At 68.7% G+C, this 23,822-nt stretch carries 24 protein-coding genes and 1 tRNA gene; 8 read left to right on the forward strand and 17 right to left on the reverse strand.

Going from position 1 to position 23,822, the window contains the following annotated elements; translation table 11 throughout:
• Window positions 1–43: 43 nt before the first annotated feature.
• Window positions 44–3,451, reverse strand: coding sequence for a pyruvate carboxylase (locus ACFM35_RS07290; protein WP_378840274.1), 3,408 nt, complete (start codon window positions 3,449–3,451; stop codon window positions 44–46).
• A 73-nt stretch (window positions 3,452–3,524) separates the two neighbouring features.
• On the opposite strand from ACFM35_RS07290, the gene ACFM35_RS07295 reads away from it, so the two are divergent.
• Entirely contained in the window at window positions 3,525–4,334 is an 810-nt protein-coding gene (locus tag ACFM35_RS07295) for a ParA family protein (RefSeq protein WP_378840276.1), read from the forward strand.
• A gap of 52 nt (window positions 4,335–4,386) precedes the next feature.
• Here the strand turns inward: ACFM35_RS07295 and ACFM35_RS07300 are convergent, their stop codons facing one another.
• From ACFM35_RS07300 to ACFM35_RS07310, 3 genes are all read right to left on the reverse strand, one after another.
• Window positions 4,387–4,932 carry a MerR family transcriptional regulator gene (locus ACFM35_RS07300; protein WP_378840279.1) on the reverse strand — a complete coding sequence of 182 codons (546 nt, stop codon included), beginning with the start codon at window positions 4,930–4,932 and terminating at the stop codon, window positions 4,387–4,389.
• A gap of 96 nt (window positions 4,933–5,028) precedes the next feature.
• Window positions 5,029–5,715: a transcriptional regulator FtsR gene (ftsR, locus tag ACFM35_RS07305; RefSeq protein ID WP_378840282.1), complete on the reverse strand. Its 687-nt coding sequence runs from the start codon at window positions 5,713–5,715 to the stop codon at window positions 5,029–5,031.
• The gene (locus ACFM35_RS07310) at window positions 5,715–6,212 is read right to left on the reverse strand and encodes an FHA domain-containing protein (protein ID WP_378840286.1); all 498 of its coding nucleotides are present in this window, start codon (window positions 6,210–6,212) and stop codon (window positions 5,715–5,717) included. The genes ftsR and ACFM35_RS07310 overlap by 1 nt, the downstream gene beginning before the upstream one ends.
• A gap of 226 nt (window positions 6,213–6,438) precedes the next feature.
• Here ACFM35_RS07310 and ACFM35_RS07315 point away from each other — a divergent pair, with 226 nt between their 5' ends.
• Window positions 6,439–6,732 (forward strand): hypothetical protein, encoded by a 294-nt coding sequence (locus ACFM35_RS07315; RefSeq protein WP_378840288.1) that lies wholly within the window; start codon window positions 6,439–6,441, stop codon window positions 6,730–6,732.
• Between the two features lie 42 nt (window positions 6,733–6,774).
• Here ACFM35_RS07315 and ACFM35_RS07320 read toward each other — a convergent pair whose 3' ends face one another.
• On the reverse strand, window positions 6,775–7,179 hold the full coding sequence (locus ACFM35_RS07320) for a four-helix bundle copper-binding protein (protein WP_378840291.1): 405 nt from the start codon (window positions 7,177–7,179) through the stop codon (window positions 6,775–6,777).
• 177 nt (window positions 7,180–7,356) lie between these two features.
• Here ACFM35_RS07320 and ACFM35_RS07325 point away from each other — a divergent pair, with 177 nt between their 5' ends.
• A complete protein-coding gene (locus tag ACFM35_RS07325; RefSeq protein WP_378840294.1) occupies window positions 7,357–8,055 on the forward strand; it encodes a copper resistance CopC family protein in 699 nt (232 codons plus the stop codon).
• Between the two features lie 9 nt (window positions 8,056–8,064).
• Window positions 8,065–9,462: a dihydrolipoyl dehydrogenase gene (gene lpdA, locus ACFM35_RS07330; protein ID WP_378840296.1), complete on the forward strand. Its 1,398-nt coding sequence runs from the start codon at window positions 8,065–8,067 to the stop codon at window positions 9,460–9,462.
• Between the two features lie 103 nt (window positions 9,463–9,565).
• Here the strand turns inward: lpdA and ACFM35_RS07335 are convergent, their stop codons facing one another.
• Together ACFM35_RS07335 and ACFM35_RS07340 are read right to left on the reverse strand one after the other, a co-directional pair.
• Complete coding sequence (locus ACFM35_RS07335) at window positions 9,566–10,216, reverse strand: CYTH domain-containing protein (protein ID WP_378840299.1); 651 nt, start codon at window positions 10,214–10,216, stop codon at window positions 9,566–9,568.
• 4 nt (window positions 10,217–10,220) lie between these two features.
• A complete protein-coding gene (locus tag ACFM35_RS07340) occupies window positions 10,221–10,448 on the reverse strand; it encodes a response regulator (RefSeq protein WP_378840301.1) in 228 nt (75 codons plus the stop codon).
• 82 nt (window positions 10,449–10,530) lie between these two features.
• Here ACFM35_RS07340 and ACFM35_RS07345 point away from each other — a divergent pair, with 82 nt between their 5' ends.
• Window positions 10,531–11,262, forward strand: a complete 732-nt coding sequence (locus tag ACFM35_RS07345) for a glutamine amidotransferase (protein WP_378840304.1) — start codon at window positions 10,531–10,533, stop codon at window positions 11,260–11,262.
• Window positions 11,263–11,277: 15 nt separating this feature from the next.
• Here ACFM35_RS07345 and ACFM35_RS07350 read toward each other — a convergent pair whose 3' ends face one another.
• From ACFM35_RS07350 to ACFM35_RS07370, 5 genes are all read right to left on the reverse strand, one after another.
• Window positions 11,278–12,303, reverse strand: coding sequence for a YihY/virulence factor BrkB family protein (locus tag ACFM35_RS07350; RefSeq protein WP_378840306.1), 1,026 nt, complete (start codon window positions 12,301–12,303; stop codon window positions 11,278–11,280).
• 49 nt (window positions 12,304–12,352) lie between these two features.
• Window positions 12,353–12,871: a prepilin peptidase gene (locus tag ACFM35_RS07355; protein ID WP_378840309.1), complete on the reverse strand. Its 519-nt coding sequence runs from the start codon at window positions 12,869–12,871 to the stop codon at window positions 12,353–12,355.
• Between the two features lie 76 nt (window positions 12,872–12,947).
• Entirely contained in the window at window positions 12,948–15,422 is a 2,475-nt protein-coding gene (locus ACFM35_RS07360) for a glycogen/starch/alpha-glucan phosphorylase (protein WP_378840687.1), read from the reverse strand.
• 162 nt (window positions 15,423–15,584) lie between these two features.
• A complete protein-coding gene (locus ACFM35_RS07365; RefSeq protein ID WP_378840312.1) occupies window positions 15,585–16,586 on the reverse strand; it encodes an aldo/keto reductase in 1,002 nt (333 codons plus the stop codon).
• Between the two features lie 76 nt (window positions 16,587–16,662).
• Window positions 16,663–17,538, reverse strand: coding sequence for a L,D-transpeptidase (locus tag ACFM35_RS07370; RefSeq protein ID WP_378840315.1), 876 nt, complete (start codon window positions 17,536–17,538; stop codon window positions 16,663–16,665).
• 174 nt (window positions 17,539–17,712) lie between these two features.
• Between ACFM35_RS07370 and ACFM35_RS07375 the strand changes: the two genes are divergently transcribed.
• On the forward strand, window positions 17,713–18,222 hold the full coding sequence (locus ACFM35_RS07375) for an O-acetyl-ADP-ribose deacetylase (protein ID WP_378840318.1): 510 nt from the start codon (window positions 17,713–17,715) through the stop codon (window positions 18,220–18,222).
• Window positions 18,223–18,320: 98 nt separating this feature from the next.
• Here the strand turns inward: ACFM35_RS07375 and ACFM35_RS07380 are convergent.
• Window positions 18,321–18,397: transfer RNA gene (locus tag ACFM35_RS07380), tRNA-Pro, on the reverse strand.
• 109 nt (window positions 18,398–18,506) lie between these two features.
• Here ACFM35_RS07380 and ACFM35_RS07385 point away from each other — a divergent pair.
• Window positions 18,507–19,088, forward strand: a complete 582-nt coding sequence (locus ACFM35_RS07385) for a GNAT family N-acetyltransferase (protein WP_378840320.1) — start codon at window positions 18,507–18,509, stop codon at window positions 19,086–19,088.
• Window positions 19,089–19,131: 43 nt separating this feature from the next.
• Window positions 19,132–19,512 carry an RNA-binding S4 domain-containing protein gene (locus ACFM35_RS07390; RefSeq protein WP_378840323.1) on the forward strand — a complete coding sequence of 127 codons (381 nt, stop codon included), beginning with the start codon at window positions 19,132–19,134 and terminating at the stop codon, window positions 19,510–19,512.
• Window positions 19,513–19,521: 9 nt separating this feature from the next.
• On the opposite strand, the gene ACFM35_RS07395 is transcribed toward ACFM35_RS07390, so the two are convergent.
• The 4 genes from ACFM35_RS07395 to ACFM35_RS07410 form a co-directional block, all read right to left on the reverse strand.
• Entirely contained in the window at window positions 19,522–20,427 is a 906-nt protein-coding gene (locus tag ACFM35_RS07395) for an NUDIX domain-containing protein (RefSeq protein WP_378840326.1), read from the reverse strand.
• Between the two features lie 63 nt (window positions 20,428–20,490).
• Entirely contained in the window at window positions 20,491–22,014 is a 1,524-nt protein-coding gene (der, locus tag ACFM35_RS07400; RefSeq protein ID WP_378840329.1) for a ribosome biogenesis GTPase Der, read from the reverse strand.
• Window positions 22,004–22,726 (reverse strand): (d)CMP kinase, encoded by a 723-nt coding sequence (gene cmk / locus ACFM35_RS07405; protein ID WP_378840332.1) that lies wholly within the window; start codon window positions 22,724–22,726, stop codon window positions 22,004–22,006. The genes der and cmk overlap by 11 nt, the downstream gene beginning before the upstream one ends.
• Window positions 22,719–23,810, reverse strand: coding sequence for a prephenate dehydrogenase (locus ACFM35_RS07410; protein ID WP_378840690.1), 1,092 nt, complete (start codon window positions 23,808–23,810; stop codon window positions 22,719–22,721). Before ACFM35_RS07410 ends, cmk begins: the two co-directional genes overlap by 8 nt.
• Window positions 23,811–23,822: the final 12 nt, after the last annotated feature.

Consider the following 23,822-nt stretch of genomic DNA (forward strand, 5'->3'; position numbering starts at 1 on the left):
ATCTCCAAAACGGGGGCAGGCTTCGGGTCGCCCACCCCTCAGGCTAATGCGCGGGGCGGACGACGACCAAAAGGTCACCTGCGTCGACCTGCTGCGTGGCCGCGATCGCGATCCGCTCCACGACGCCGTCGACCGACGAAGTGATGGCCGCCTCCATCTTCATCGCCTCGATCGATGCCACCGGTTCACCCGCTGTCACGGTGTCTCCGACGGCGGCCTTGATCGTGACGACGCCGGAGAACGGCGCGGCGACCTGCCCGGGTTTGGTGGTGTCCGCCTTCTCCGCCTGGCGGGATTCGACCTGGATGCTGCGGTCGCGCGCGAACACGGGCCGCAGCTGCCCGTTCAGCGTCGTCATGACCGTCCGCATGCCTTTGTCGTCGGCTTCGCCGATCGCCTCCAGCCCCACGTAGAGCTGCACGCCCCGTTCGATCTCGACGATGTGCTCGCCCCCCGGAGTGAGTCCGTAGAGGTAATCCGCCGTGTCCAGGACGCTGAGATCACCGAACAGCTCCCGCACCTGCTCGAAGGAGCGGGCGGGCGCGGGGAAGAGCAAGGCGTTCAGCGTGGCGCGGCGAGACGCGGCATCCCCTTCCAGCCCCTCCTCCTCTTTCGCGGTAAGCGGTTTCACGTCGATATTCACCTGGCGCCCGGCCAGTACCTTCGTGCGGAACGGCTCGGGCCATCCGCCCGGAAGATCGCCCAGCTCGCCCGCCATGAACCCCACGACCGAGTCGGGTATGTCGTACTTCTGCGGGTTCTGCTCGAAGTCCGCGGGGTCGGCCTTGACCGCCGCCAGATGCAGCGCGAGGTCGCCGACCACCTTCGAGGACGGTGTCACCTTGGGAACGCGACCCAGGATGCTGTTGGCAGCGGCGTACATGTCCTCGATGAGCTCGAAGTCCTCCGACAGCCCCAGCGCGATCGCCTGCTGACGAAGGTTGGAGAGCTGGCCGCCCGGAATCTCGTGGCGGTAGACGCGGCCGGTGGGGCCGGGCAATCCCGACTCGAACGGGCGGTAGATGTGGCGGACGGCTTCCCAGTAGGGCTCGAGGTCCGACACCGCGTCCAGATCCAGCCCGGTGTCGCGCTCGGTGTGCGCCAACGCTGCGACCAGCGAAGAAAGAGACGGCTGGCTCGTCGTGCCCGACAGCGGAGCGGCGGCGGCGTCCACGGCATCCGCGCCCGCGGCGCTCGCGGCGAGGAGCGTCGCGAGCTGCCCGCCCGCGGTGTCGTGCGTGTGCACGTGTACGGGGAGGTCGAAGCGATCGCGGAGGGCCTGGACGAGCCGCGAGGCCGCGGCGGGACGCAGCAGGCCGGCCATGTCCTTGATGGCCAGGATGTGGGCCCCCGCGTCGACGATCTTCTCGGCGAGAGCCAGGTAGTAGTCGAGCGTGTACAGATCCTCGGCCGGGTTGAGCAGATCGCCGGTGTAGCAGAGGGCGACTTCGGCGACCGCGGTATCGGTCGCGAGCACGGCGTCGATCGCGGGGCGCATCTGCGACACGTCATTGAGCGCGTCGAAGATGCGGAAGATGTCGACCCCGCTGGACGCGGCCTCGCGCACGAAGGCGTCGGTCACCGCCGTCGGATACGGGGTGTAGCCGACGGTGTTCCGCCCGCGCAGCAGCATCTGGATCGCGACGTTCGGCAGCGCGGCCTGCAGTCGATCGAGTCGTTCCCACGGATCTTCGCCGAGGAAGCGGAGTGCCACGTCGTACGTGGCACCGCCCCATGCCTCGACCGACAGCAGCTGCGGCGTCATGCGGGCGACGTACGGTGCGACGGCAACCAGATCCTTCGTGCGCACGCGGGTCGCGAGAAGGGACTGGTGCGCGTCGCGGAAGGTCGTCTCGGTGACGGCGAGAGCAGTCTGCGCGCGAAGGTCTGCCGCGAAGCCCGCCGGCCCGAGCGCTCGAAGCTTCTGCCTCGACCCATCGGGAGCCGGGGCCAGAAGGTCGAGTGCCGGAAGCTTGACCCGCGGATCGATGTGCAGCGGATTCTCGCCGTTCGGCTTGTTGACGGTCACGTCGACCAGCCAGTTCAGCATCTTCGTGCCGCGGTCCTTGGACTCGGGACCGCGCAACAACTGGGGACGCTCATCGATGAACGACGTGCTCAGGTCGCCCGCGACGAAATCCGCGTCGTCGAGGACGGCCTGGAGGAATCGGATGTTCGTCGAGACGCCGCGGATGCGGAACTCCGCGAGCGCCCGACGTGCGCGACTGACCGCAGCAGGGAAGTCGCGCGCACGACACGTGAGCTTGGCGAGCATCGAATCGAAGTGCGGGCTGACCTGCGAGCCTGCTGCCGTCGTGCCGCCGTCGAGACGGATGCCGGCGCCTCCCGGCGAGCGGTACGTCGTGATCTTCCCGGTATCGGGGCGGAAGCCCTGCGTCGGGTCCTCTGTCGTGATCCGGCACTGCAGGGCTGCGCCGCGGAGCCTGATCTCTCCCTGCGTCAAGCCGAGATCGGCGAGCGTCTCCCCTGCAGCGATGCGCATCTGGGACTGGACCAGATCGACGTCGGTCACCTCCTCGGTGACCGTGTGCTCCACCTGGATGCGGGGGTTCATCTCGATGAAGACGACCTCGCCGGTGCGGGGGCCGGAGGTCTCGAGCAGGAACTCCACCGTTCCGGCGTTCTGGTAGCCGATCGACTCGGCGAAGGCGATCGCGTACCGGTGCAGGGAGTCGCGCACCGCGGTGTCGAGGTTCGGCGCGGGCGCGATCTCGATCACCTTCTGGTGACGACGCTGCACCGAGCAGTCGCGCTCGAACAGGTGCACGGTGGCTCCGGTGGCGTCGGCGAGGATCTGCACTTCGATGTGCCGCGGCCGCAGCACTGCCTGCTCGAGGAACATCCGCGGGTCGCCGAACGCACTGTCGGCCTCGCGCATCGCCTCCGCGAGCGCGGGTGCGAGCTCGCCGGCCGACTCGACACGGCGCATCCCGCGCCCGCCGCCCCCGGCGACCGCCTTGGCGAAGAGCGGGAAGCCGATGTCGTTCGCCTGACCGACCAATTCATCGATATCGGACGACGCCTCGGTCGACCGCAGCACCGGAACGCCCGCGCTGATGGCGTGATGCTTGGCCGTCACCTTGTTGCCTGCCATCTCGAGCACGGTCGAGGGCGGGCCGATGAAGGTGATGCCCTCGGCCGCGGCCTTCTCCGCCAGTTCCGGGTTCTCCGAGAGGAATCCGTATCCCGGGTAGATCGCGTCGGCACCGGCCTCTTTGGCCACGCGGACGATCGCCTCGACGTCGAGGTAGGCGCGCACCGGGTGGCCGCGTTCGCCGATCTCGTAGGCCTCGTCGGCCTTCAGCCGGTGCAGCGAGTTGCGGTCCTCATACGGGAAGACCGCGACGGTGCGGGCCCCCAGCTCGAACGCGGCGCGGAACGCGCGGATCGCGATCTCTCCGCGGTTTGCAACAAGGATCTTGCGGAACATGCGCACCTCATCGGGGAAGCCGAACGACGGGCAAAGTGTGATCACAGCCTAGGGGACGGTAACGTAGACGCTTGTGCACGTACTCTCCGTCAGCTCACTCAAGGGCGGGGTCGGCAAGACGACTGTGACTCTGGGGCTCGCCTCCGCGGCATTCGCGCGAGGTGTCCGCACCCTCGTCGTCGACCTCGACCCCCAGTCCGACGTCTCGACGGGCATGGACATCCAGGTGGCCGGGCGACTCAATGTCGCCGACGTGCTCGCCAACCCCAAGGAGAAGGTCGTCCGTCAGGCCATCACCTCCAGCGGTTGGGCGAAGGTCCACCCCGGCACGATCGACGTCATGATCGGCAGCCCGTCCGCCATCAACTTCGACGGACCTCATCCTTCTGTCCGCGACGTGTGGAAGCTCGAGGAGGCCCTCGCGACGATCGAGTCCGACTACGACCTCGTTCTGATCGACTGCGCGCCTTCGCTGAACGCCCTCACCCGTACCGCGTGGGCGGCCAGCGACCGTGTGATCGTCGTCACCGAGCCGGGGCTGTTCTCGGTCGCCGCGGCCGACCGGGCTCTCCGTGCGATCGAAGAGATCCGGCGGGGCCTCTCGCCTCGGCTGCAGCCGCTGGGCATCGTCGTCAACCGGGTCAGGCCGCAGTCGATCGAACACCAGTTCCGCATCAAGGAACTGCGCGACATGTTCGGTCCTCTGGTGCTCGCGCCTCAGCTGCCCGAGCGCACGTCGCTCCAGCAGGCGCAGGGGGCGGCGAAGCCGCTGCACATCTGGCCCGGCGATTCCGCGCAGGAGCTGGCCGCCGATTTCGATGCCCTCCTGGACCGCGTGCTCCGCACGGGACGCATCCCGGTGCCGGGCGAAGCACGCTCCTGATCGAACGACGAAGAGCGGATGCCTCGAGGCATCCGCTCTTCTTTCGTTCTGATCAGGCGGTGCGCACGGCGCGGCGCGCGGAGAGTTCGTCGAGCACTTCGGGCGCCTGAGCGTCGAAGTCGACCAGCGTCGACTCGACCTCGCGCAGCACCTTGCCGACGGCGATGCCGAACACGCCCTGGCCGCGGCTCACGAGGTCGATGACCTCGTCGTTCGAGGTGCAGAGGTACACCGAGGCGCCGTCGCTCATCAGCGTGGTTCCCGCGAGGTCGCGGATGCCGGCAGCACGCAGCTGCTCGACGGCGGTGCGGATCTGCTGCAACGAGATCCCCGTGTCGAGAAGTCGCTTCACCAGCTTCAACACCAGGATGTCGCGGAATCCGTACAGGCGCTGCGAGCCGGATCCGCTCGCTCCGCGGACGGTGGGCTCGACGAGCTCGGTGCGTGCCCAGTAGTCCAGCTGGCGGTAGGTGATCCCCGCCGCCCGCGCAGCCACGGCTCCGCGATACCCGACTTCGTCATCCATCTGCGGAAGACCGTCGGTGAAGAGGAGGTCGGCGGCGAACGCGGAGTCGCCTGCCGTTTCGGGAGCGGTCATGCGCATCCTCCTCTGGATGGGGGTGGTTCCACGCTAGATCAGCGAAGGACAGCGGGCAATGACATCCGCCCCGGCGGGGCGGCGTGTCGCGACGGATCAGGGGATGAGCTTCTCGAGGGCCGCTCTGACGAAGATACCCCGCACTTCGTCGAGGCGCTTGGCGAGCTCGGGGGCCGTTTCATTCGCGCGGGCCCGCGACGCCGCGTCGGCCCGTCGCAGCAGCGGTGCCAGTGCCGACTCGATGAGGGCGACCTCACGCTCAGCGCTCTGGCGGACCGTGCGGATGTGCCGAGGTTCGATGCCGTGACGATCCAGTGCGACGAGAGCGCGCAGCACCGCCACGGACTGATCGGTGTAGCCGTCCCCGCCCGTCAGCACGCCCGTGCTGATCGCGTCGTTGAGCAGTTGCGGTGTCGCTCCGGCCGCCGAGAGCAGTTCTTCGCGGCGGTAGCGGCGCGGCGCGGGCACGATGGAGGGCACGGCGGTCGGCGGCGACGGCTCGCGCCCCGCGTCGACGTCTTCGAGGTGATCGCGGATGACCACGAGAGGCAGGTAGTGGTCGCGCTGCAGCGTGAGCGCGAGGCGCAGGCGATCGACGTCGGCCTGGCAGAACTTGCGGTAGCCCGACTCGGTGCGCGTCGGGGTCACGATGCCCTGCACCTCGAGGAAGCGCAGCTTGCTCGAGGTGAGTGAGGAGAATTCCGGCGTGAGCAGCGCCAGTACCTGACCGATGCTGAGCAGACCCGCGGACGAGGATCGTTCGCGGGCGTGAGCAGCCGGCATCAGGCGTCCGCGGCCTGGGGCAGATCAGCAGGTGAAACGAAGAAGTTCAGACGGAACTTGCCGATGCGCACCTCGGCGCCGTTCGCCAGACCGGCCCGGTCGACGCGCTCGCCGTCGACATACGTGCCGTTCAGCGAGCGCTGGTCCACGATTTCGAACGCCGCGCCCTCTCTGGTGATCTCGGCATGTCGCCGCGAGACGGTGACATCGTCGAAGAAGATGTCGGCTTCGGGGTGCCGGCCCACGGTGGTGACGTCGGTGTCGAGCAGGTAGCGCGCGCCCGCAGTAGGGCCGGAGCGCACGATCAGCAGTGATGACCGTGTCGGCAAGGCACCGATGGCCTCGATCTCGGCGTCACTGAGGTCGCTGCCGAACGGAACGAACGACAGATCGGAATCGTGACCGAAGGTCTGCGTCGTGTCGGTGGAGCCGTCAGCGGACCCGACATCAGCGCTGCGCCGGATCTCGTCCGGCTCGCGGTGGCGGTTGTCTTCCACGGTATGCCTCCTCTGCGACCAGACTATCCGATCGACCACGGCCCGACGGGCGCCGACAGGGTCCGGGGGAACGTCGTCGGCAATGTTTCGGTGTGTGTCACCGGCCGCGACCTGTGCGCGGCTTCGTCCTAGCCTTCGAGTATTCGAAACTACTGACTGGAGCACTCCCGTGTCGAGCCCGCACAACCACATTTCCGCCCTGACGGTGCGTGAGCGTGCGGCGTGCATGTGCATCCACGGCGAGCCGTGCTCGACCTTCGCTCCGGGCCATGCCGTACACCTCATCCAGGCCCGCCTCGCCTCGGCGACTCCGGGCGAGTGGGTGGACGCGGTGGTCGGGTCCACCCACGCCGATGGCTCGCTCACGGTGCACGCGGTCTCCGAGGGCACGCCGACCGTCGTATGGAGCGGCGCGGGCGCCGCTCGCGCCGTCGAGGTGGGCACGCCGGTCGCGCTCCACGAGCGCTATCACGTGCTCGCCGTCGGGCGCACCTGGTTCAACGTCCAACCGATCGGCTGACCGACCGGAGCGCGGGTCGTCCCGCGGGAAATAGTCGTCCGTTCAGCTGGCCATCTTCATCATCGAGTCCTTCATCGCCATGCACGCATCCATGCAGGCCTTGCACGAGTCGGCGCACATCCTGCAGACGTCGCTCTCCGCTGCGTGCTCCATGCATTCGTCCATGCACGTCTGACACATCGCGATACAGGCGTCGAGCATCGCCATCATGCTCGCGCCGGTCATCCCCTGCATCCGCAGCATCGCGCGCATCATCGTGTTGCACATGTCCGCGCAGTTCATGCACGCGGCGGCGCACGACATCATCTGCATCGAGCACACCGTGCATGCTTGTTCGCAGGCCGCGCAGGCGTCCATCGCTGCCTGCATCACCGACATGTCCATCATGTCCATCCCGGGCATCGACATCATGTCCTTCGACATCGCGTCCATCATCATCGAGTCCATCGCGCACCTCATCCTGTTCGGTCGTCCCGACGGCGGAATGGCCGCCTGGACCGCACGCTACTCCGGAACCTCTGCCACGTCACGGGCGGCAACGAACCCCCATCCAGAATTCACACCGCCGTCATACGGCACCCGCACGCAGGAACCGCCCGGATGCCGCGGCCTAGGCTGGACGGGATGGACACGTACACTCGCCGCCGCGCTCAGGCGCCCCGTCGGCTGACCGTGGTCGCAGCATCCGTGCTCGCGGCTTTCGCCCTCGTCTTCGTCGCGCCGCTCGCAGCATCGGCGCACGACGAGCTGATCGGCAGCGACCCCGCCGCGGACTCGACCGTGGAGGCGCTGCCCGCGCAGCTGACGCTGACCTTCAGCGGTCCGCTGCTGACCGACGAGGGCTCGGCCGAACTGCAGGTGACGGATGCCGCGGGTACTTCGCTCCTGGACGGCGCGCCGTCCGTGCAGGACAACACCGTGACGCAGGCCCTCGCCGGGACGGCGACCGGGACCGTCACCGTGCTCTGGCGCGTCGCGTCGGGCGACGGCCATCCGATCTCCGGCCAGTTCGCCTTCACGGCCACCGGTGCACCGACCCCGGCTGCGACGGCCAGTGCGTCCGCGACGACCACACCGACCGCTGCCCCGACACCGAGTGAGGCCTCGGTCGTCCCGACCACCGCGCCCACGTCAGCCCCGGCGCCCTCCGGTGACGCCAGCCCGCTGCCGTGGATCCTGGGGGTCGTCGCCCTCCTCGTCGTGGCCGCGGTCGTCTACCTCCTCGTCTCCCGGGCCCGCCGCACACGGGACCTGTCGGCGGCCCAGCCGAAGGCCTCCCCGACCCCCTCCGGCTCCGGTTCCGACGACCCCGCCGAGCGATAGGCTGGAACCATGCCTCATTACGACGTCGTCATTCTCGGCGCGGGTCCCGGCGGTTACGTCGCGGCCGTCCGCAGCGCCCAACTCGGACTCTCGGTTGCGATCATCGAAGAGAAGTACTGGGGTGGTGTCTGCCTGAATGTCGGCTGCATCCCCTCCAAGGCGCTCCTGCGCAACGCCGACCTCGCCCACATCTTCCACGATCAGGCCGACCTGTTCGGCATCTCCGGCGAGGTGTCGTTCGACTTCGGTGTGGCGTGGGACCGCAGCCGCAAGGTGGCGGACACCCATGTCAAGGGCATCCACTTCCTGATGAAGAAGAACAAGGTGACCGAGTACGAGGGACGCGGGTCGTTCACCGGCCCGAAGGCCATCACCGTGACGAAGTCGGACGGCTCCACCGAGGACATCACGTTCGACAACGCCATCATCTCGACGGGTTCCACCGTGCGGCTTCTCCCGGGTGTGTCGCTCAGCGACAACGTCGTGACGTACGAGGAGCAGATCCTCAATCGCGAATTGCCGAAGTCGATCGTGATCGTCGGAGCGGGAGCGATCGGCATGGAGTTCGCCTTCGTTCTGGTGAACTACGGCGTCAAGGTGACGATCATCGAGTTCCTCGATCGCGCGCTTCCCAATGAGGACGCCGACGTCTCGAAGGAGATCGCCCGCCAGTACAAGAAGTACGGTGTCGACATCCTCACCTCGACCAAGGTCGAGACGGTCGTCGATTCCGGCGACAAGGTGACGGTCACCTACACGCCCAAGGACGGCGCCCAGGCGTCGATCGAGGCCGACCGCGTGCTGATGTCGATCGGGTTCGCTCCGAAGGTCGACGGATTCGGCCTCGAGAAGACCGGCGTCGAGCTCACCGACCGCGGCGCCATCGCGATCGACGACTACATGCGCACCAACGTGCCGCACATCTTCGCGATCGGAGATGTCACCGCCAAGCTGCAGCTGGCGCACGTGGCCGAAGCGCAGGGGGTAGTGGCCGCGGAGACGATCGGCAAGGCCGAGACCATGACCCTCGGCGACTACCGGATGATGCCGCGCGCCACATTCTGCTCCCCGCAGATCGCCTCCTTCGGACTCACCGAGCAGCAGGCGCGCGACGCCGGTTACGACGTCAAGGTCGCGAAGTTCCCGTTCAGCGCGAACGGCAAAGCGAACGGCCTCGGCGAGCCCATCGGCTTCGTCAAGCTGATCGCCGACGCCGAGCACCTCGAGCTGATCGGCGGCCACCTGATCGGCCCCGACGTGTCGGAACTGCTCCCCGAGTTGACCCTGGCCCAGAAGTGGGACCTCACGGCGCTCGAGACCGCGCGCAACGTGCACACGCACCCGACGCTGTCCGAGGCCGTGCAGGAGGCCTTCCACGGCCTCGCCGGTCACATGATCAACCTCTGAGCCTCGTCGCTCCGGTCATGGAGCGAACAATGCGAACGGAAACGCCCCTGCGCATGCGCAGGGGCGTTTCGTTCTGTTCGTTTCGTCGACGGCGTCCGTGGGCTCAACGCCGCGAGGCGAGTCCCAGCGCGCGGGCCAGCTTGGAGGCGGATGACGCGTGGCGCGCTCCCGCGGCGAGTACGGCGGCCTCCACCGCGGTGAAGAACGCTTTCCGCTCCTCGTCGGTTTCCGGCCCGGCGGGCCCGAGTTCGACTTCCCACTCCCGCCATTCGCGGACACTGCCTTCGCGTTCGTCGGTCGCGCGAACGCGGTCGTCGACGAACTCGGCGACGACCGACCCCGAGGGCGACAGCAGCGCATAGGCGGTACGGGCGTTCCGTATCCGGGCGAGCGGCTCGAACGCGGCATTTGTCACCGCTGCGAGCTCTTCGCGGATGGCGTCGGGAACCGCGTCATCGTCGCCGAGGGGCCACCCCAGCTCGACCCGTCCGCCGCCGACGACCGGGCCCTTGACATGCCAGCCCGCGTCGTGACCGCCCGTGCGTCGCCTCAGTGCGTAGCCCGCGCGACCGAGCGCGAGCTCCGCCGTGTCGAGATACTGCGCATCGAGATCCCGCTCTTCCGGATCGCCGACGGCGAAGACACCCGGGATGGCGAGCCAGTCGGGCAGTGGAGTGTCGGAGTCGACGTCGAACTTCTCCTCGACCTCTACCGAATGAGAGCGACCGGATGCGGCATCCGGCGCCGATGCCATCGACCTACTCGTCTCGGCCGTCGGGGTCGGGGTTGATGTCCTCGGTCGCCTCGACGTAGACGAAGCGGGCCTCCGTCGGACCGTCATCGTCACCGGTGTTCTCGAGCGAGCCGTCACGGTGGTAGATGATCTGCCCCTCACCGTAGGGAACGATCAGCGCGTCGTCGACCGTGGGGTCGAGGGGAAGGACCTGCCCGTCGAGCGGGCCTCCGGAAAGTCGTGCAATAGCCATGGACACAGCCTAGGCGCGTCCGGCGACGCCGGCACACCTCCCGCCGCCGCTTCCGCCGCGGAGCCCCGACTATCGTCGAAGGGTGAAACCGTTCGTGCTGCTCGCCACCCGCGCCGAGGATGTCCCCGCCGACGAGGAGTACGCCCTCTTCCTGCGCTTCGCCGGCCTCGACCCCGAACAGCTCGTGCGCATCCGCCTGGAAGCCCAGCCGATGCCGCACCTCGACCTCGAGGACTACTCCGGCATCTTCGTCGGCGGCGGCCCGTTCAACGCGTCCGACCCCCTCGAGAAGAAGTCGGCGGTGCAGCGCCGTGTCGAGGCGGAGATCGACGCCCTCCTGCACCGGGTCATCGACCTCGACTTCCCGTTCCTGGGCGCGTGCTACGGCATCGGGACGGTGGGCACCCATCTGCACGCGGCGATCGACGACCTGTACCGCGAGCCGATCAGCATCGTCCCCGTCACGATGACGGAGGCCGGGGTCGCGGACCCGCTGCTGGCCGGTCTCCCCCGTCAGTTCGACGCCTTCGTCGGACACAAGGAGGCGATCCGCGTGCTGCCGTCGTCGGCGACGCTGCTGGCCTCCTCGCCCACATGCCCCGTGCAGATGTTCCGCGTCGGCGAGAATGTCTACGCGACCCAGTTCCACCCTGAACTGGATGCTGCAGGCATCACCACACGCATCCACGCGTACGCCGATCACGGCTACTTCTCCCCCGGCGAGCTGCAGACGACACTGGATGCCGTCCTGCGCACCACCGTGAGCCACCCCCGTGACATCCTGCGCGCGTTCGTCGAGCGCTACGCGCGGTGAGGGGAGCCGCTGCCGTCAGGCGTCGGCTTTCTCGCGCTCCTGCTGCTCGACCTCTCGGGCTGCGGCCAGTTCGTCCGACGCGACCTGAACCGCCCGCTCGGCCTGCTTCATGCGGCGCTGCGCGAACGTCGAAGCGCCGAATCTCGCGCGCACGCGGTCCTTCTCCTCGTCCACTCCGGTGATGATGTAGGCGCACGCGATCAAGATCACCTGAGCCGACAGATTGAGCCACAGGAGCAGGGCGATGAGCGAGGCGAAAGTCACCAGCAGCGGGTTGTTCGAGGCGCCTCCGACGAACAGGCCGGAGAGCTCCTGCAGCGCGATCAGGCCCACTCCGCCGATGACCGCCCCGGTCCACAACGAACGAGCGGACGCCTTGACCCCGGAAAGGGTGACGTAGAGCACAGCGACGACGCCGGTGTCGAGGATGAAGACGACCACGATCGAGGCGACGCGCGTGAGCGTGCGCGTGAGGGGATCCTCGGCCGAGATCCCGAACCATCCGCTCACGATCCCCACCCCCGACGTCGCCAGGAACGTCGCGGCGGCAGCGGCGACGAGCGCCGCACCGATCACGATCGCGAGCACCAGGTTCCGAAGAATGACGAAGACGGGGAGGATGTCGCCGTACACGTTGTCGGCGAGCAGGCGGATGGCGGTCCGCAGCGAACCGATCGCGCCGATCGCCGCGCCCACGAGACCGATCAGCGAGATCACCCCCGCGACCGTGAAGCCGGTGGGGGCCTTGATCAGCGCCGGGTTGATCAACGCGTCCTCGCCGACGAGCCCCGGCACGACGGCGTCCACCGACTCCACGAGCGCGTTCAGGGCCTGCTCGTTGCCGGCCAGCCAGATCGCCGCGAGCGAGAAGCCCAGAGCGACACCCGCGAAGACGCTGAAGAGCGTCCGATACGTGACGCTGTCCGCCAGCATCGGCCCGCGGTGCTCCACGTACAGCAGGAGTGCGCGCACGGGCTTGCGCTTCAGCGCGCCGGCGATCAGTCGGGTCAGCAGGGGCGGGGATGCCTCGGTCTCAGCCATGCGCTCAGGTTATCGTCCGCCCGACCGGGCGATCGGGCCTTGACCCCCGTCAGAGGCCGAGATAGGCCGCTGCCGGAGTTTCGCCGACGAGGATGCCGACCCACGCGCCGGCCAGGAGGCACGGGCCGAAAGGAATCGCCGTGGACCGATTCGCGCGCCGGGCGGCGAGAAGGGCGACAGCGACCGCTCCCCCGATGAGGAACCCCGACACCGTGCCGACCACCAGAGCGCCCCAGCCGACCCACCCGAGATACAGGCCGATCACGCCGGCGAGCTTCACGTCCCCACCGCCCACGCCGCGCCCACTCACGCCACGCATCAGCGCGTAGAAGACGAACAGGGTCGCACCGCTGACGGCCGCCCGCAGCAGCCACGTCCAGGGGCTGCCGAACACACACGCGATGGCCAGGAGTGCGAGCACGGCCGGATACAGCGGCAGCACGATCCTGTTCGGCAGGCGGTGCTCACGCAGATCGATGACCGTGAGCACGACGCTCACGACCGCCAGCAGCAGGAAGGCCAGCACGGTCGCCACGATCGCACCGGGGTGCGCGTCGATCGGACTCATGACGCGTGTCTAGCACGTCTGCGATTCACGTCCGGTGGCACGACGCCGATCTGTGGATGGTCCTCGCCGCCGGACCTCAGTAGGACGGGGGCGTGTGCCAGATGCGGTCGATGTAGTCCCGCATAGAACGGTCGGACGAGAAGTAGCCGCTTCGGGCGACGTTGAGGATCGCGGAGCGGGTCCAGCCGTCCTCGTCCGCGTACGCCGCGTCGACCTTCGCCTGTTCCGCGATGTAGGTCGCGTAGTCCGCCAGCACCATGAACCGGTCGTCGTAGAGCAGGTTCGAGACGATCGGCTCGAACACCGTCCGGTCGCCGCCGGAGAACGCACCCGATGCGATCAGGTCGATCGCCCGGCGCAGCTGCTCGTCGTTCTGATAGAACTCGCTCGGCCGGTACCCGCTCTCCCAGAGCGCCTCGACCTCGGGCTCGGTCATGCCGAAGAGGAAGAAGTTCTCATCCCCGACCAGCTCGCGGATCTCGACATTCGCGCCGTCGTCCGTGCCGATCGTGAGAGCGCCGTTCAGTGCGAACTTCATGTTGCCCGTGCCGGACGCCTCCTTGCCGGCGAGGGAGATCTGCTCCGACAGGTCTGCCGCCGGGATGACGCGCTCCGCAAGGGTCACGTTGTAGTTCGGGGGGAAGATGACCTTCAGCCTGCCCTCGACGCGCGGGTCGGCGTTGACGACGGAGCCGACCGCGTTGATGAGGTGGATGATGCGCTTGGCCATCGCGTAGCCCGGCGCGGCCTTGGCGCCGAAGATGAACGTGCGAGGCTGCACGTCGGACGCCGCGATCCGACCCGACACGATGCTCTCGTAGCTCGTGACGATGTGCAGCACCTTGAGCATCTGCCGCTTGTACTCGTGCAGACGCTTGACCATCACGTCCAGCATGTGCCCGTCGGACACCTCGAAGCCGTCGCGCGCGAGGAGGACTTCGCTCAGGCGGCGTTTGTTCGCGGCCTTCACTTCAGCGAACCGCGCGCGGAACTCGGGATCTTCGGCGAAGACCTCGAGGCCGCGCAGGCGCTCGAGATCGACGGTCCAGCCCGCCCCCAGTGCCTCCGTGATGAGCGTGGCCAGCTGCGGGTTGGCGAGGCGGATGAAGCGCCGGGGCGTGACGCCGTTCGTGACGTTCGTGAACTTGCCCGGGAAGAACTCGTTGAAGTCGGGCAGCACCTTGTCGCGCAGCAGCTGGGAGTGGAGCTCAGCGACACCGTTGACCTTCGCTCCGGCGACGGTCGCGAGATACGCCATGCGCACCGACCGCTCCGGGAAGTCGGAGATGATCGACATGTTGCGGATGCGCATCTCGTCGTCGCCGAATCGCTCACGCACGGCCAGGAGGAACTCGTCGTTGATGCGGTAGATGATCTCGAGGTGGCGAGGCAGCAGGCGACCGAGGAGGTCCACCGACCACACCTCGAGCGCCTCAGGCAGCAGCGTGTGGCAGGTGTAGGCGAAGCACTGCTGCGTGATCGCCCACGCGGCATCCCACTCCATGTGCTTCTCGTCGACGAGGACGCGCATGAATTCCGGCACCGCGATCACGGGGTGGGTGTCGTTGAGCTGGAAGATGACGCGGTCGGGCAGCTTCGCGAGGTCGTAGTCCTCGGCGAGGACGTAGTCGAAGAAGTCATGGATGGACGCGGCGACGAAGAAGTACTGCTGCTGCAGGCGCAGCTCCTTGCCCTGCGGAGTGGAGTCCTCGGGGTACAGCACCTTGGAGATGTTCTCGGCGAAGGTCTGCGCGCGGACCGCCTCCTCGTAGTCGCCCGAGTTGAAGATGCGCAGATCGAAGGCGTTGGTCGCCACCGCCCGCCACAGCCGCAGGGTGTTGACGCGACCGTTGTGGTAGCCGGGCACCATGTAGTTGTAGGGCACCGCCTGCACGTTCCAGCCCGGAATCCAGCGGCTGCGCTCGACGCCCTCGTCGTCGTATTTCTCCGTGCGGCCGGCGAACGAGATCGTCTGAGCCGCCTCCGGGTGGGGGAACTCCCACGGGGAACCGAGTGCCAGCCACGCGTCCGGCTGCTCGACCTGCTGACCGTCGACGAAGGTCTGCCGGAAGATGCCGTATTCGTAGCGGATGCCGTAGCCGATGCTCGGCACGCTCATGGTGGCGAGCGAATCGATGAAGCATGCGGCGAGGCGCCCCAGCCCGCCGTTGCCGAGCCCCGGCTCGACCTCCTGCTGACGCAGGTCGTCGAGGTCGATCCCGCACGCCGCGAGCGCCTCGGTCGCGACATCCGTCAGCCTGCTGGCGAGCAGGTTGTTGTCGAGCTGGCGTCCCAGCAGGTACTCGGCCGAGAGGTAGCAGACGCCTTTGGCCTGCACCTCGAGCTGACGCCGCTGGTCTTCCAGCCAGCGCGCCATGAGGTAGTCGCGCACGGTGTGCGCGAGCGCCAGGTACCGGTCGTTGGGGCTCGCTGCCGACAGGGCGACGCCCTGCTCGAAATTGAGATTCCGCAGGAATTCGCGGACGAACCCGTCCACCGAGGTGGGCGGTCCCGTCACCGGCGCGAGCGCCAGCGGATGCGACGCACTCAGGGAGCGCGCAGGCGGATCGGACGGGGCGGGGGATGCGTCGTTAACGGCCACGACATGAAGGTATCGGCACCAGGGCACCGCACCTAAATCGGCAGGTTTCGAAGAGATGAAATGATGCCGCGGATGCCTCGGATCAGGGTCTGGGCCGAGGCATCCGTCGTCTCACCAGAGCGGGTGGATCGCCGCCCGCAGATCGCGGTCGTAGACCTCGTGGACGACGGCGTCGAACGCCTGGACGTCGAAGCCGGACGCGGCGTCTTCGACGAGCCGGGCAGCCTCGGCGTTGGAGGTCGCCTGATCGACGTTGCGTGCTCCGGGGATCACGGTGGTGACGCCGGTCTGGGACGCGATCCATGCCAGGGTCGCCGCCGGGAGCGTCACCCCCTCGGGAAGAGCAGCGGCCAGTTCCCGCGCCGCCTGCAACCCGACCTCGAAGTCCACCCCCGAGAAGGTCTCTCCCTTGTCGAAGGCCGCACCGTCGCGGTTGTAGCTGCGGTGGTCGTCTGCGGCGAACGTGGTGTCGGACGTGTACTTGCCCGAGAGGAGACCGCTCGCCAGGGGCACGCGCGCGAAGATCGCCACGCCCGCGTCCGCGGCCGCCGGAAGCACCTCGTCGAGAGGCTTCAGCCGGAAGGGATTGAAGATGATCTGCACGTTCGTGACGTTCGGGCGGGCGATGGCCGACAGCGCCTGCGCCGTCGTCTCCACGGAGACGCCGTACGCGGCGATCGCCCCTTCCGCGACGAGTGCGTCGAGGGCGTCGAATGTCGCGGCGTCGTCGATGACCGCCGACGGCGGGCAGTGCAGCTGCACGAGGTCCAGGGTGTCGACGCCGAGGTTGTGCCGCGAGCGGGCGGTCCACGCGCGGAAGTTCTCCGGCGTGTAGTTCTCCGGCTCCTGGTCGACGCGACGTCCCATCTTGGTCGCGACGGTGATCCCGTGCCGGGGGTGCTCGGCGAGGAATCGTCCGATGAGCGACTCGGAACGGCCGTCGCCGTAGACGTCTGCGGTGTCGAAGAGCGTCACGCCGCGATCGGCGGACGCCGCGAGGACGGCGAGCGCGTCGTCTTCGTCGACCGCGCCCCAGTCGGCGCCGAGCTGCCATGTGCCGAGACCGATGGCGGAGATGTCGCGGCCGGTTCGGCCGAGAGGACGCTGTTGCATGGAGGTGCTCCTAGGGTGGGGGTGTTCGGGGGCGACGCGGCGATGCGGCCGCATCGTGGGGTGGTGCGGGCGGGGATCAGGGTCTGATCACGACGGGGGTGCCGACGGGCAGTTCGGCCAGCCGCGTGATGGCGCCGGGGTCGACGCGGATGCACCCGTTGGATATCGAACCCGACCGGTCGTCATGGTAGTGGAACGCGGTCACGGCGACGTCGGCTCCGCCGAATCCGTCCAGGGTGCGGGACTGCACCGACAGATACACGAGCGGATGACCGCGGGTGTACCAGAACGACGGCTCGACGCGGGTCATCATGAGGAACGCCCGCCCCGTCGGGGTGGGAGTGGCATCCGCCCCCGATCCGAAGTCGTCGGCGATGCGCTCGGGGACCCCGTTGGTCACGATGTCGATCGTGCGCGCGGAGAGGCTCACCTCGACGCTGGTGACGACGGGGGCCAGCTCGACGTCGGCGACGCGCAACCACCCGGTGACCTGCGAGGGGTTCCCCTGCGAGGGGAGGGCCTCCCGTCCGGTGAGCAGGACTTGCACCCAGTTCGCGTCGCGCGTGATGACCGGCACGGTGGTGCCGTCGTACGGATCGTCTCGTGGCAGGTACCCGACGGGCTGACCCGACGGGTCGGCGAACACCGGCGCTCCGACCGCGACGGCACGAGCGGTGAAACCGGCGAAGGCGCCGAAGGGGTCGGCGTCGACCGGGAGTGCGGCCAGCACGGTGAACACGTCGATCTTGGGGAGCGTCCCGAGGTCGTAGACGGCGGTGTTGGCCGGTGGGCCCGTCGGGGTGGGGGTGGGTGTCGGCGTCGGTTCTGCAGACGGCGTCGCTGTCGATGTCGGCGTCGCCGTCTCCATCGGCGCGGAGGCCGGTGCCGAACGAGGGATCAGCGCGACGATCGCGATGACCACGACCACGGCCGCGGCGAATGCCCACCACATCCATCGTCTTCCTCGCCGTACGCTCGGCGCGGGAACGCCGTCCCCCGTCATCCGCATCTCCCCATTCCCCCATGGTCGATGGGGCGAGCGGATGCCGCAACCCGGCCGGGCCGCGGCATCCGCAGTTCTCAGCGCCTTGGCAGGTGGGAGCGCGGATGGGGCCAGACTCGACGTATGACCACACTCACCGCCGTGCTCGGAGACATCACTCGCCAGGACGTCGACGCGATCGTCAACGCCGCCAACAACGGCATGCGCGGAGGCGGAGGAGTAGACGGAGCGATCCATCGCGCCGGTGGGCCTGCGATCCTCCAGGACTGCATCGCGCGGTTCCCCCGCGGGCTGGCGACAGGCGACGCGGGGTGGACCACCGCGGGCGACCTGCCGGCCACGTGGGTCATCCACACCGTCGGGCCGAATCATGCCGCCGGCCAGCGGGACCGATCGCTGCTGGTGTCGTGCTACCGGCGGGCGCTCGAGGTCGCGGACGAGATCGGAGCCCGATCCGTCGCCTTTCCGCTCATCAGTGCCGGTGTCTACGGCTGGCCGATGGGCGACGCGATCGCGGCAGCGGTCGAGACGGTGGCCGCGACAGACACCCGGGTCCAGGACGTCCGGATCGTCGCGCTCGACCCGTCGACGCTCGGGGCGGTGCAGCGGGCTCTCGCCGGACCGGCCATCTAGCGACGGGGCGATCCGGTGAGGGGCGTGGGCTCTGCGACCGACCCGGAGACGACAAGAGCCCCCCGCATTCCTGCGGAAGGCTCTTCGCCGACCATTCGTGGTCGGGATGACAGGATTCGAACCTGCGACCCCTTGACCCCCAGTCAAGTGCGCTACCAAGCTGCGCCACATCCCGATGTTCAGTTCTCGCCACCCGCGAGCGGACAACTCCACTATCTTAGCCGGTCGTCACGAGCCCCGCGAACGCGGTTGCCGGTGTCGGATGCCGGCAGTACGGTCGCACCATGCCCGACGTCGCGATCGTCCCCGCCGCCTCTCCGCGCTTCGAAGATGCTCAGCACGCCTTCTCGGGAGGCGGCGACGGGCTCGGCTGCCAGTGCCAGTGGTGGACGTTGACACGAAGCGAATTCGACGCCTCGACCCCGGAGGAGCGGACGGAACTGCTTCGTCACGAGGTGAACTCGGGCACCCCGCCGGGGTTGATCGCCTACGTCGACGGCGAGCCTGCGGCGTGGGTACGGGTCGGACCGCGGACACGACAGCCGCGACTCTCCCGAACGCGCAACTTCGCGGCGACCACCGAACCGTGGGACGACCCCGCCGTGTGGGCGGTCACGTGCTTCGTCGTCCGGAAGGAGCATCGCGGGCAGGGGCTGAACGGCCGCCTGTTGGAGGCGGCCGTGGAATTCGCGCGGGAGCAGGGCGCGCGGGTCCTCGAGGCCTATCCGATCGACGCGGCGCACAGCTCGAGGAGCGCCAACGACCTCTACTACGGAATCCTCTCGGTGTTCGAGCGCGCGGGTTTCCGAGAGACGGCACGCCCCCGACCGGATCGCACCATCGTCACCCTCGACCTCACGGCGTGAGCCACAGGCTCCCCGTGTGCGCGCTGCGTGCGAGCATGGAGGGATGACCCCGGATGCCCCGACCGCTGTGCGCATCGACGCATGGCTGTGGGCGGTGCGGGTCTACAAGACCCGTTCGGCTGCGACGACCGCGTGCCGTGCCGGACATGTCCGTCTCGGCACCGACAAGGCCAAGGCCGCCCAGCATGTGCGCGTCGGTGATGAGGTGCGGATAAGGATCAGCGGGTTCGACCGCATCCTCGTGGTGCGTCAGCTGCTCGTGAAGCGCGTCGGAGCCCCCGTCGCCGCTCTGGCCTACGAGGACCGCACGCCTCCGCCGCCGGCCCCGGAGTTCGCCGGCGTCATCGCGACACGCGACCGCGGCGCGGGCCGACCCACCAAGCGCGAGCGTCGCGACATCGACCACCTCCGCGGTCGCGAGTAGGTCGGCTCCTCAGCGGCGGAGCAGGTCGAGCATCCACCCCGCGCCGCGAGACGCTGCCCCGAGCGCGTTGACCCGCTCTGCCAGGCCCCGATCGCTCGTCACGACGATGACGGTGCGACCGGCCTCGACGAGGGCTGCCGTCTCAGCGACGATGCGGTCGTCGCCGGACGCCTCCGCCCGCACCACACGCACCACTCCCGATCCGTCGTCGGCCGACCGCGCCGCGCCCTCCAGGACCGCGACCATCTCGGGGAACCACGTGTCCTCAGCAAGATCCAGGGCTGCTGCATCCACTCCCCTGCCCGACAGGCCGTCGAGACGCGCGATCAACCGCGACGCGGCGACCGCCCGATCCTTCCACCACCCGTCGGGGACCGAGCCCATCACGTTCGCGACGTCGACGACGATCGCCGGATGCACGGACAGCAGCTCTCGCAGGTGCGTCCACGAGGCCGCGAATCCCGGATGCAGCGGCAGCTGTTCGACGTCTGCGATCGGCACCCACGCGAGAGCGTGACTCTCCGGGTCGCTGATCACCGGCTCGAACGGTCGGACGACATCGGCGACCACGGTCGTATAGGTCCAGACACCGACGTCGAGAACGCTCTCGAACCGGCACCGCACCGCCGCGTTCGGGACACCCGCCTCTTCGGCCGCCTCCCGCAGTGCCCCCTCGCGCGCGCTCTCGTGCGCGTGGCGGGCCCCGCCGGGGAGCGCCCATGTGTCACCGAAGTGGCTCCACGAGACCCGGTGCTGCAGCAGGATGCCTCGATCGCGGTCGAGTGCGAGCAGTCCGGAGGCGCCGAAGCGGCCCCAATAGCGCTCGCCGGTGGGGGCTTCGACCCACGCGTCGCCCGGGTCTCGCGGCCCGTGCGGGCGGGGCGGACCCGCAGGCTCGGGGTGCTCGATCGTCACCCGATCAGCCTTTCACACCTGCACGGAGGCGGCTTCGTCCGACGCCCGATCCTCGCCTCGGCCTCAGCGCTGACGCTTCTCGCGCACCCGCATGTTCACCACGATGGGCGTGCCCTCGAACCCGAACAGTTCGCGCAGACGACGCTGGATGAACCGCCGGTACCCGGGATCGAGGAAGCCGGTCGTGAACAACACGAACGTCGGCGGACGTGTCGCCGCCTGGGTGCCGAACAGGATCCTCGGCTGCTTGCCGCCCCGCAGCGGGTGCGGGTGCTCGGCGACCAGTTCGGAGAGGAACGCATTGAATTTTCCGGTGGGGATCCGCTGATCCCACGAGGCCAGCGACGTCTCGAGGGCCGGTACGAGCTTCTCGAGGTGTCGACCCGTGCGGGCGGAGATGTTCACGCGCGGCGCCCACGCGACGTGGGCGAGGTCCTGCTCGATCTCGCGCTCGAGGTAGCGGCGACGGTCGGCGTTCTCGAGGTCGTCGTCGGTGAGACGGTCCCACTTATTGAACGCGAGTACGAGCGCACGCCCCGACTCGAGCACCATGTCGATGATGCGGACGTCCTGCTCCGAGATGGACTGGGAGACGTCGAGCACGACGACGGCGACTTCGGCCTTCTCCAACGCCGCCGATGTGCGCAGTGAAGCGTAGAAGTCGGCGCCCTGCTGGAGGTGCACGCGCCGCCGTATGCCTGCGGTGTCCACGAGTCGCCACAGCTTGCCGCCCAGTTCGACGATCTCGTCGACCGGGTCGCGGGTCGTGCCCGCCAGCTCGTTGACGACCACGCGCTCTTCGCCCGCAGCCTTGTTGAGCAGGGAGGATTTGCCGACGTTGGGCCGCCCGAGAATGGCCACCCGTCGGGGACCGCCGATCTCATAGCCGGGAATCGACGAGACCTCGGGCAGCACTTTCATCATCTCGTCGAGCAGATCGGCCACACCGCGCCCGTGGATCGCCGACACGGGGTAGGGCTCGCCGAGGCCGAGGCCCCACAGCCCCGCCGCCTCCGGCTCGTGACGAGCATCGTCGATCTTGTTCGCCACGAGGAACACCGGCTTGCCGCTGCGACGGAGCAGTTTGACGACAGCCTCATCGGTCGAGGTCGCCCCGACCATCGCGTCGACCACGAACAGCACGACGTCGCAGAGGTCGATCGCGACTTCGGCCTGCGCCGCGACGGACTGATCGATGCCGCGCGCGTCCGGTTCCCAGCCGCCGGTGTCGACCAGCGAGAAGCGCCGGTCCATCCATTCGGCCTTGTACGTGACCCGGTCGCGCGTGACACCGGGGGTGTCTTCGACCACGGCTTCCCGGCGGCCGAGGATGCGGTTCACGAGTGCGGACTTGCCCACGTTGGGTCGGCCGACGATCGCCACGACCGGGAGCGCCGGCGAGTACTGGATGCCGTCTTCGCCGATCTCGCCCAGTTCGAGCAGTTCCGCGTCTTCGTCGTCCAGTTCGTACTCGGAGAGGCTGGCGCGCAGCGTGGCGGCCCGCTGTTCGGCGAACTCCTCATCGATGTCGGCGAGCTTTTCGGCGAGCTGGTCCGGCCCACCCTCGTATTCGTCTTCAGCGCCCATTGTGCGCTCCTGTCTGTGTGTTCAGCTCCGCGCTGATGACGCCGAGAACGGCGTCCACGGTCTGATCGAAATCGAGTTCGGTGGAGTCGACGACCACGACGCCGGGGGCGGCGGTCAGGAAGTCGACGACGGTGGCATCGGATGCGTCGCGTCTGTGCAGCGCGTCGGCGACGGTCGCGGCATCCTCGGTGTCGAGCTCCGCACTGCGACGACGTGCGCGCACCTCGGGCGCCGCGGTGAGGAGGATGCGGACGGACGCGTCAGGGGCCACCACCGTGGTGATGTCGCGGCCCTCGACGACGACGCCGTCCGCCGGAGAAGCCGCGATGAGAACGCGGAACAAGGTCGTCAGTGCATGCCGGACCGCCGGGATCCTGGCGACCGCACTGACGGCCGCGCTCACCTCAGGTCGGCGGACGGCCGCGGTGACGTCGACGCCTCCCACGCGTACCCAGCGGTCATCCGGGTCCAGTGAGATCGCGTAGTCGAAGTCCTCCGCCGCGGCGAGGACGGCTCCTTCGTCGGCAGGGTCGACATCGCGCTTCAGGACGTGCCAGGCGAGAGCGCGGTAGGCCGCGCCCGTGTCGAGGTAGCCGAAGCGGCGCGCGCGGGCGACCCGCATCGACACGCTCGATTTGCCGCTCCCGGCGGGCCCGTCCACCGCTACCACGATGCGCGCGGGGGCGGATGGGATCGTCTGAGGGTCAGTCATTGCTCGTGCTCGCGATCTTCCAGCCGCGCGCCTGCAGTCCTTCGACCGCCGGTCGCACCGCGCTCGGGACGACGCTGATCTCGGCCAGCCCGAATTGAGCGCCGGGAGAATGCTCCAGACGCAGGTCTTCGACGTTCACGTCGAGGTCGCCGAGCTCTCCGAAGAGACGCCCGAGCTGACCGGGGGTGTCGTCGACCATGACCACGACCGACTCGAAACGCCGGTTCTGTCCATGCTTACCCGGCAGCCGCTCCACGCCCTCGTTGCCGCGACGGATCGCGTCGGCGACCGCGCGACGGGCACCGGGCGCCTCGGGGGCGCGCAGAGCGCCGGCGACTGCAGAGAGGTCGGCGGCGAGCGCATCGAGCACATCGACGACCGGCGCGGAGTTGGCGCCCAGAATCTGCACCCACAGCTCGGGGGCGGATGCCGCGATCCGTGTCGTGTCGCGCACGCCGTGACCTGCCAGTCGCAGCGACCCCTCGGGCGCGTCCACGAAGCGGCCGGCCAGGAGGCTGGCGACGAGTTGAGGGACGTGCGAGACGAGTGCCACCGATCGATCGTGCTCCTCCGGTGTCATCTCCAGCGGCGTGGCACCGAGGTCGAGAGCAAGCCCTTCCACGAGGGCGAGGTCTTTCGCGGACGTCTCCTCGTCGCGGCACACCACCCACGGTCGCCCCACGAAGATGTCTGCGCGCGCGGAAATCGCTCCCCCGCGTTCACGCCCGGCGAGCGGGTGTGATCCGATGTAGCGCGCGAGATCCACCCCACGGGCACGCAGATCGCGCAGCGGCTCGAGCTTCACACTGGCGACATCGGTCACCACGGCATCGGGGAAATCCGAGAGCTCGCGCTCGATGACATCGGCGACGACGTCCGGGGGAACGGCCACGACGACGAGGGAGGGTGCGTCGCCTGCGACCGCCGCGCGGCCGGCGCCGTAATCGATCGCCAGCCGCAGCTGCGCACGCGACGAGTCGGCGAGGGCGACGTCGATACCCAGCGCGCTCAGGGCGTGACCGATGCTCGAGCCCAGCAAGCCTGCGCCGACGATGCGCACCGTGCCCGAGACGCGCGAGCTCAGTCGCGTCTTCTC

Source organism: Microbacterium songi (genome assembly GCF_042747925.1).
Lineage (GTDB): Bacteria > Actinomycetota > Actinomycetes > Actinomycetales > Microbacteriaceae > Microbacterium.

Bases quoted from the DNA above. Each gene is read 5' to 3' on its own strand.
- ACFM35_RS07350 (WP_378840306.1), bottom strand. From the start codon at position 12,303: ATGGCTGAGACCGAGGCATCCCCGCCCCTGCTGACCCGACTGATCGCC.
- ACFM35_RS07325 (WP_378840294.1), top strand. From the start codon at position 7,357: ATGGACACGTACACTCGCCGCCGCGCTCAGGCGCCCCGTCGGCTGACC.
- ACFM35_RS07390 (WP_378840323.1), top strand. From the start codon at position 19,132: ATGACCCCGGATGCCCCGACCGCTGTGCGCATCGACGCATGGCTGTGG.
- ACFM35_RS07320 (WP_378840291.1), bottom strand. From the start codon at position 7,179: ATGGACTCGATGATGATGGACGCGATGTCGAAGGACATGATGTCGATG.
- ACFM35_RS07385 (WP_378840320.1), top strand. From the start codon at position 18,507: ATGCCCGACGTCGCGATCGTCCCCGCCGCCTCTCCGCGCTTCGAAGAT.
- lpdA (WP_378840296.1), top strand. From the start codon at position 8,065: ATGCCTCATTACGACGTCGTCATTCTCGGCGCGGGTCCCGGCGGTTAC.
- ACFM35_RS07370 (WP_378840315.1), bottom strand. From the start codon at position 17,538: ATGTGGTGGGCATTCGCCGCGGCCGTGGTCGTGGTCATCGCGATCGTC.
- der (WP_378840329.1), bottom strand. From the start codon at position 22,014: ATGGGCGCTGAAGACGAATACGAGGGTGGGCCGGACCAGCTCGCCGAA.
- cmk (WP_378840332.1), bottom strand. From the start codon at position 22,726: ATGACTGACCCTCAGACGATCCCATCCGCCCCCGCGCGCATCGTGGTA.
- ftsR (WP_378840282.1), bottom strand. From the start codon at position 5,715: ATGCCGGCTGCTCACGCCCGCGAACGATCCTCGTCCGCGGGTCTGCTC.
- ACFM35_RS07375 (WP_378840318.1), top strand. From the start codon at position 17,713: ATGACCACACTCACCGCCGTGCTCGGAGACATCACTCGCCAGGACGTC.
- ACFM35_RS07315 (WP_378840288.1), top strand. From the start codon at position 6,439: ATGTGCATCCACGGCGAGCCGTGCTCGACCTTCGCTCCGGGCCATGCC.
- ACFM35_RS07300 (WP_378840279.1), bottom strand. From the start codon at position 4,932: ATGACCGCTCCCGAAACGGCAGGCGACTCCGCGTTCGCCGCCGACCTC.
- ACFM35_RS07335 (WP_378840299.1), bottom strand. From the start codon at position 10,216: ATGGCATCGGCGCCGGATGCCGCATCCGGTCGCTCTCATTCGGTAGAG.
- ACFM35_RS07355 (WP_378840309.1), bottom strand. From the start codon at position 12,871: ATGAGTCCGATCGACGCGCACCCCGGTGCGATCGTGGCGACCGTGCTG.
- ACFM35_RS07340 (WP_378840301.1), bottom strand. From the start codon at position 10,448: ATGGCTATTGCACGACTTTCCGGAGGCCCGCTCGACGGGCAGGTCCTT.
- ACFM35_RS07290 (WP_378840274.1), bottom strand. From the start codon at position 3,451: ATGTTCCGCAAGATCCTTGTTGCAAACCGCGGAGAGATCGCGATCCGC.
- ACFM35_RS07365 (WP_378840312.1), bottom strand. From the start codon at position 16,586: ATGCAACAGCGTCCTCTCGGCCGAACCGGCCGCGACATCTCCGCCATC.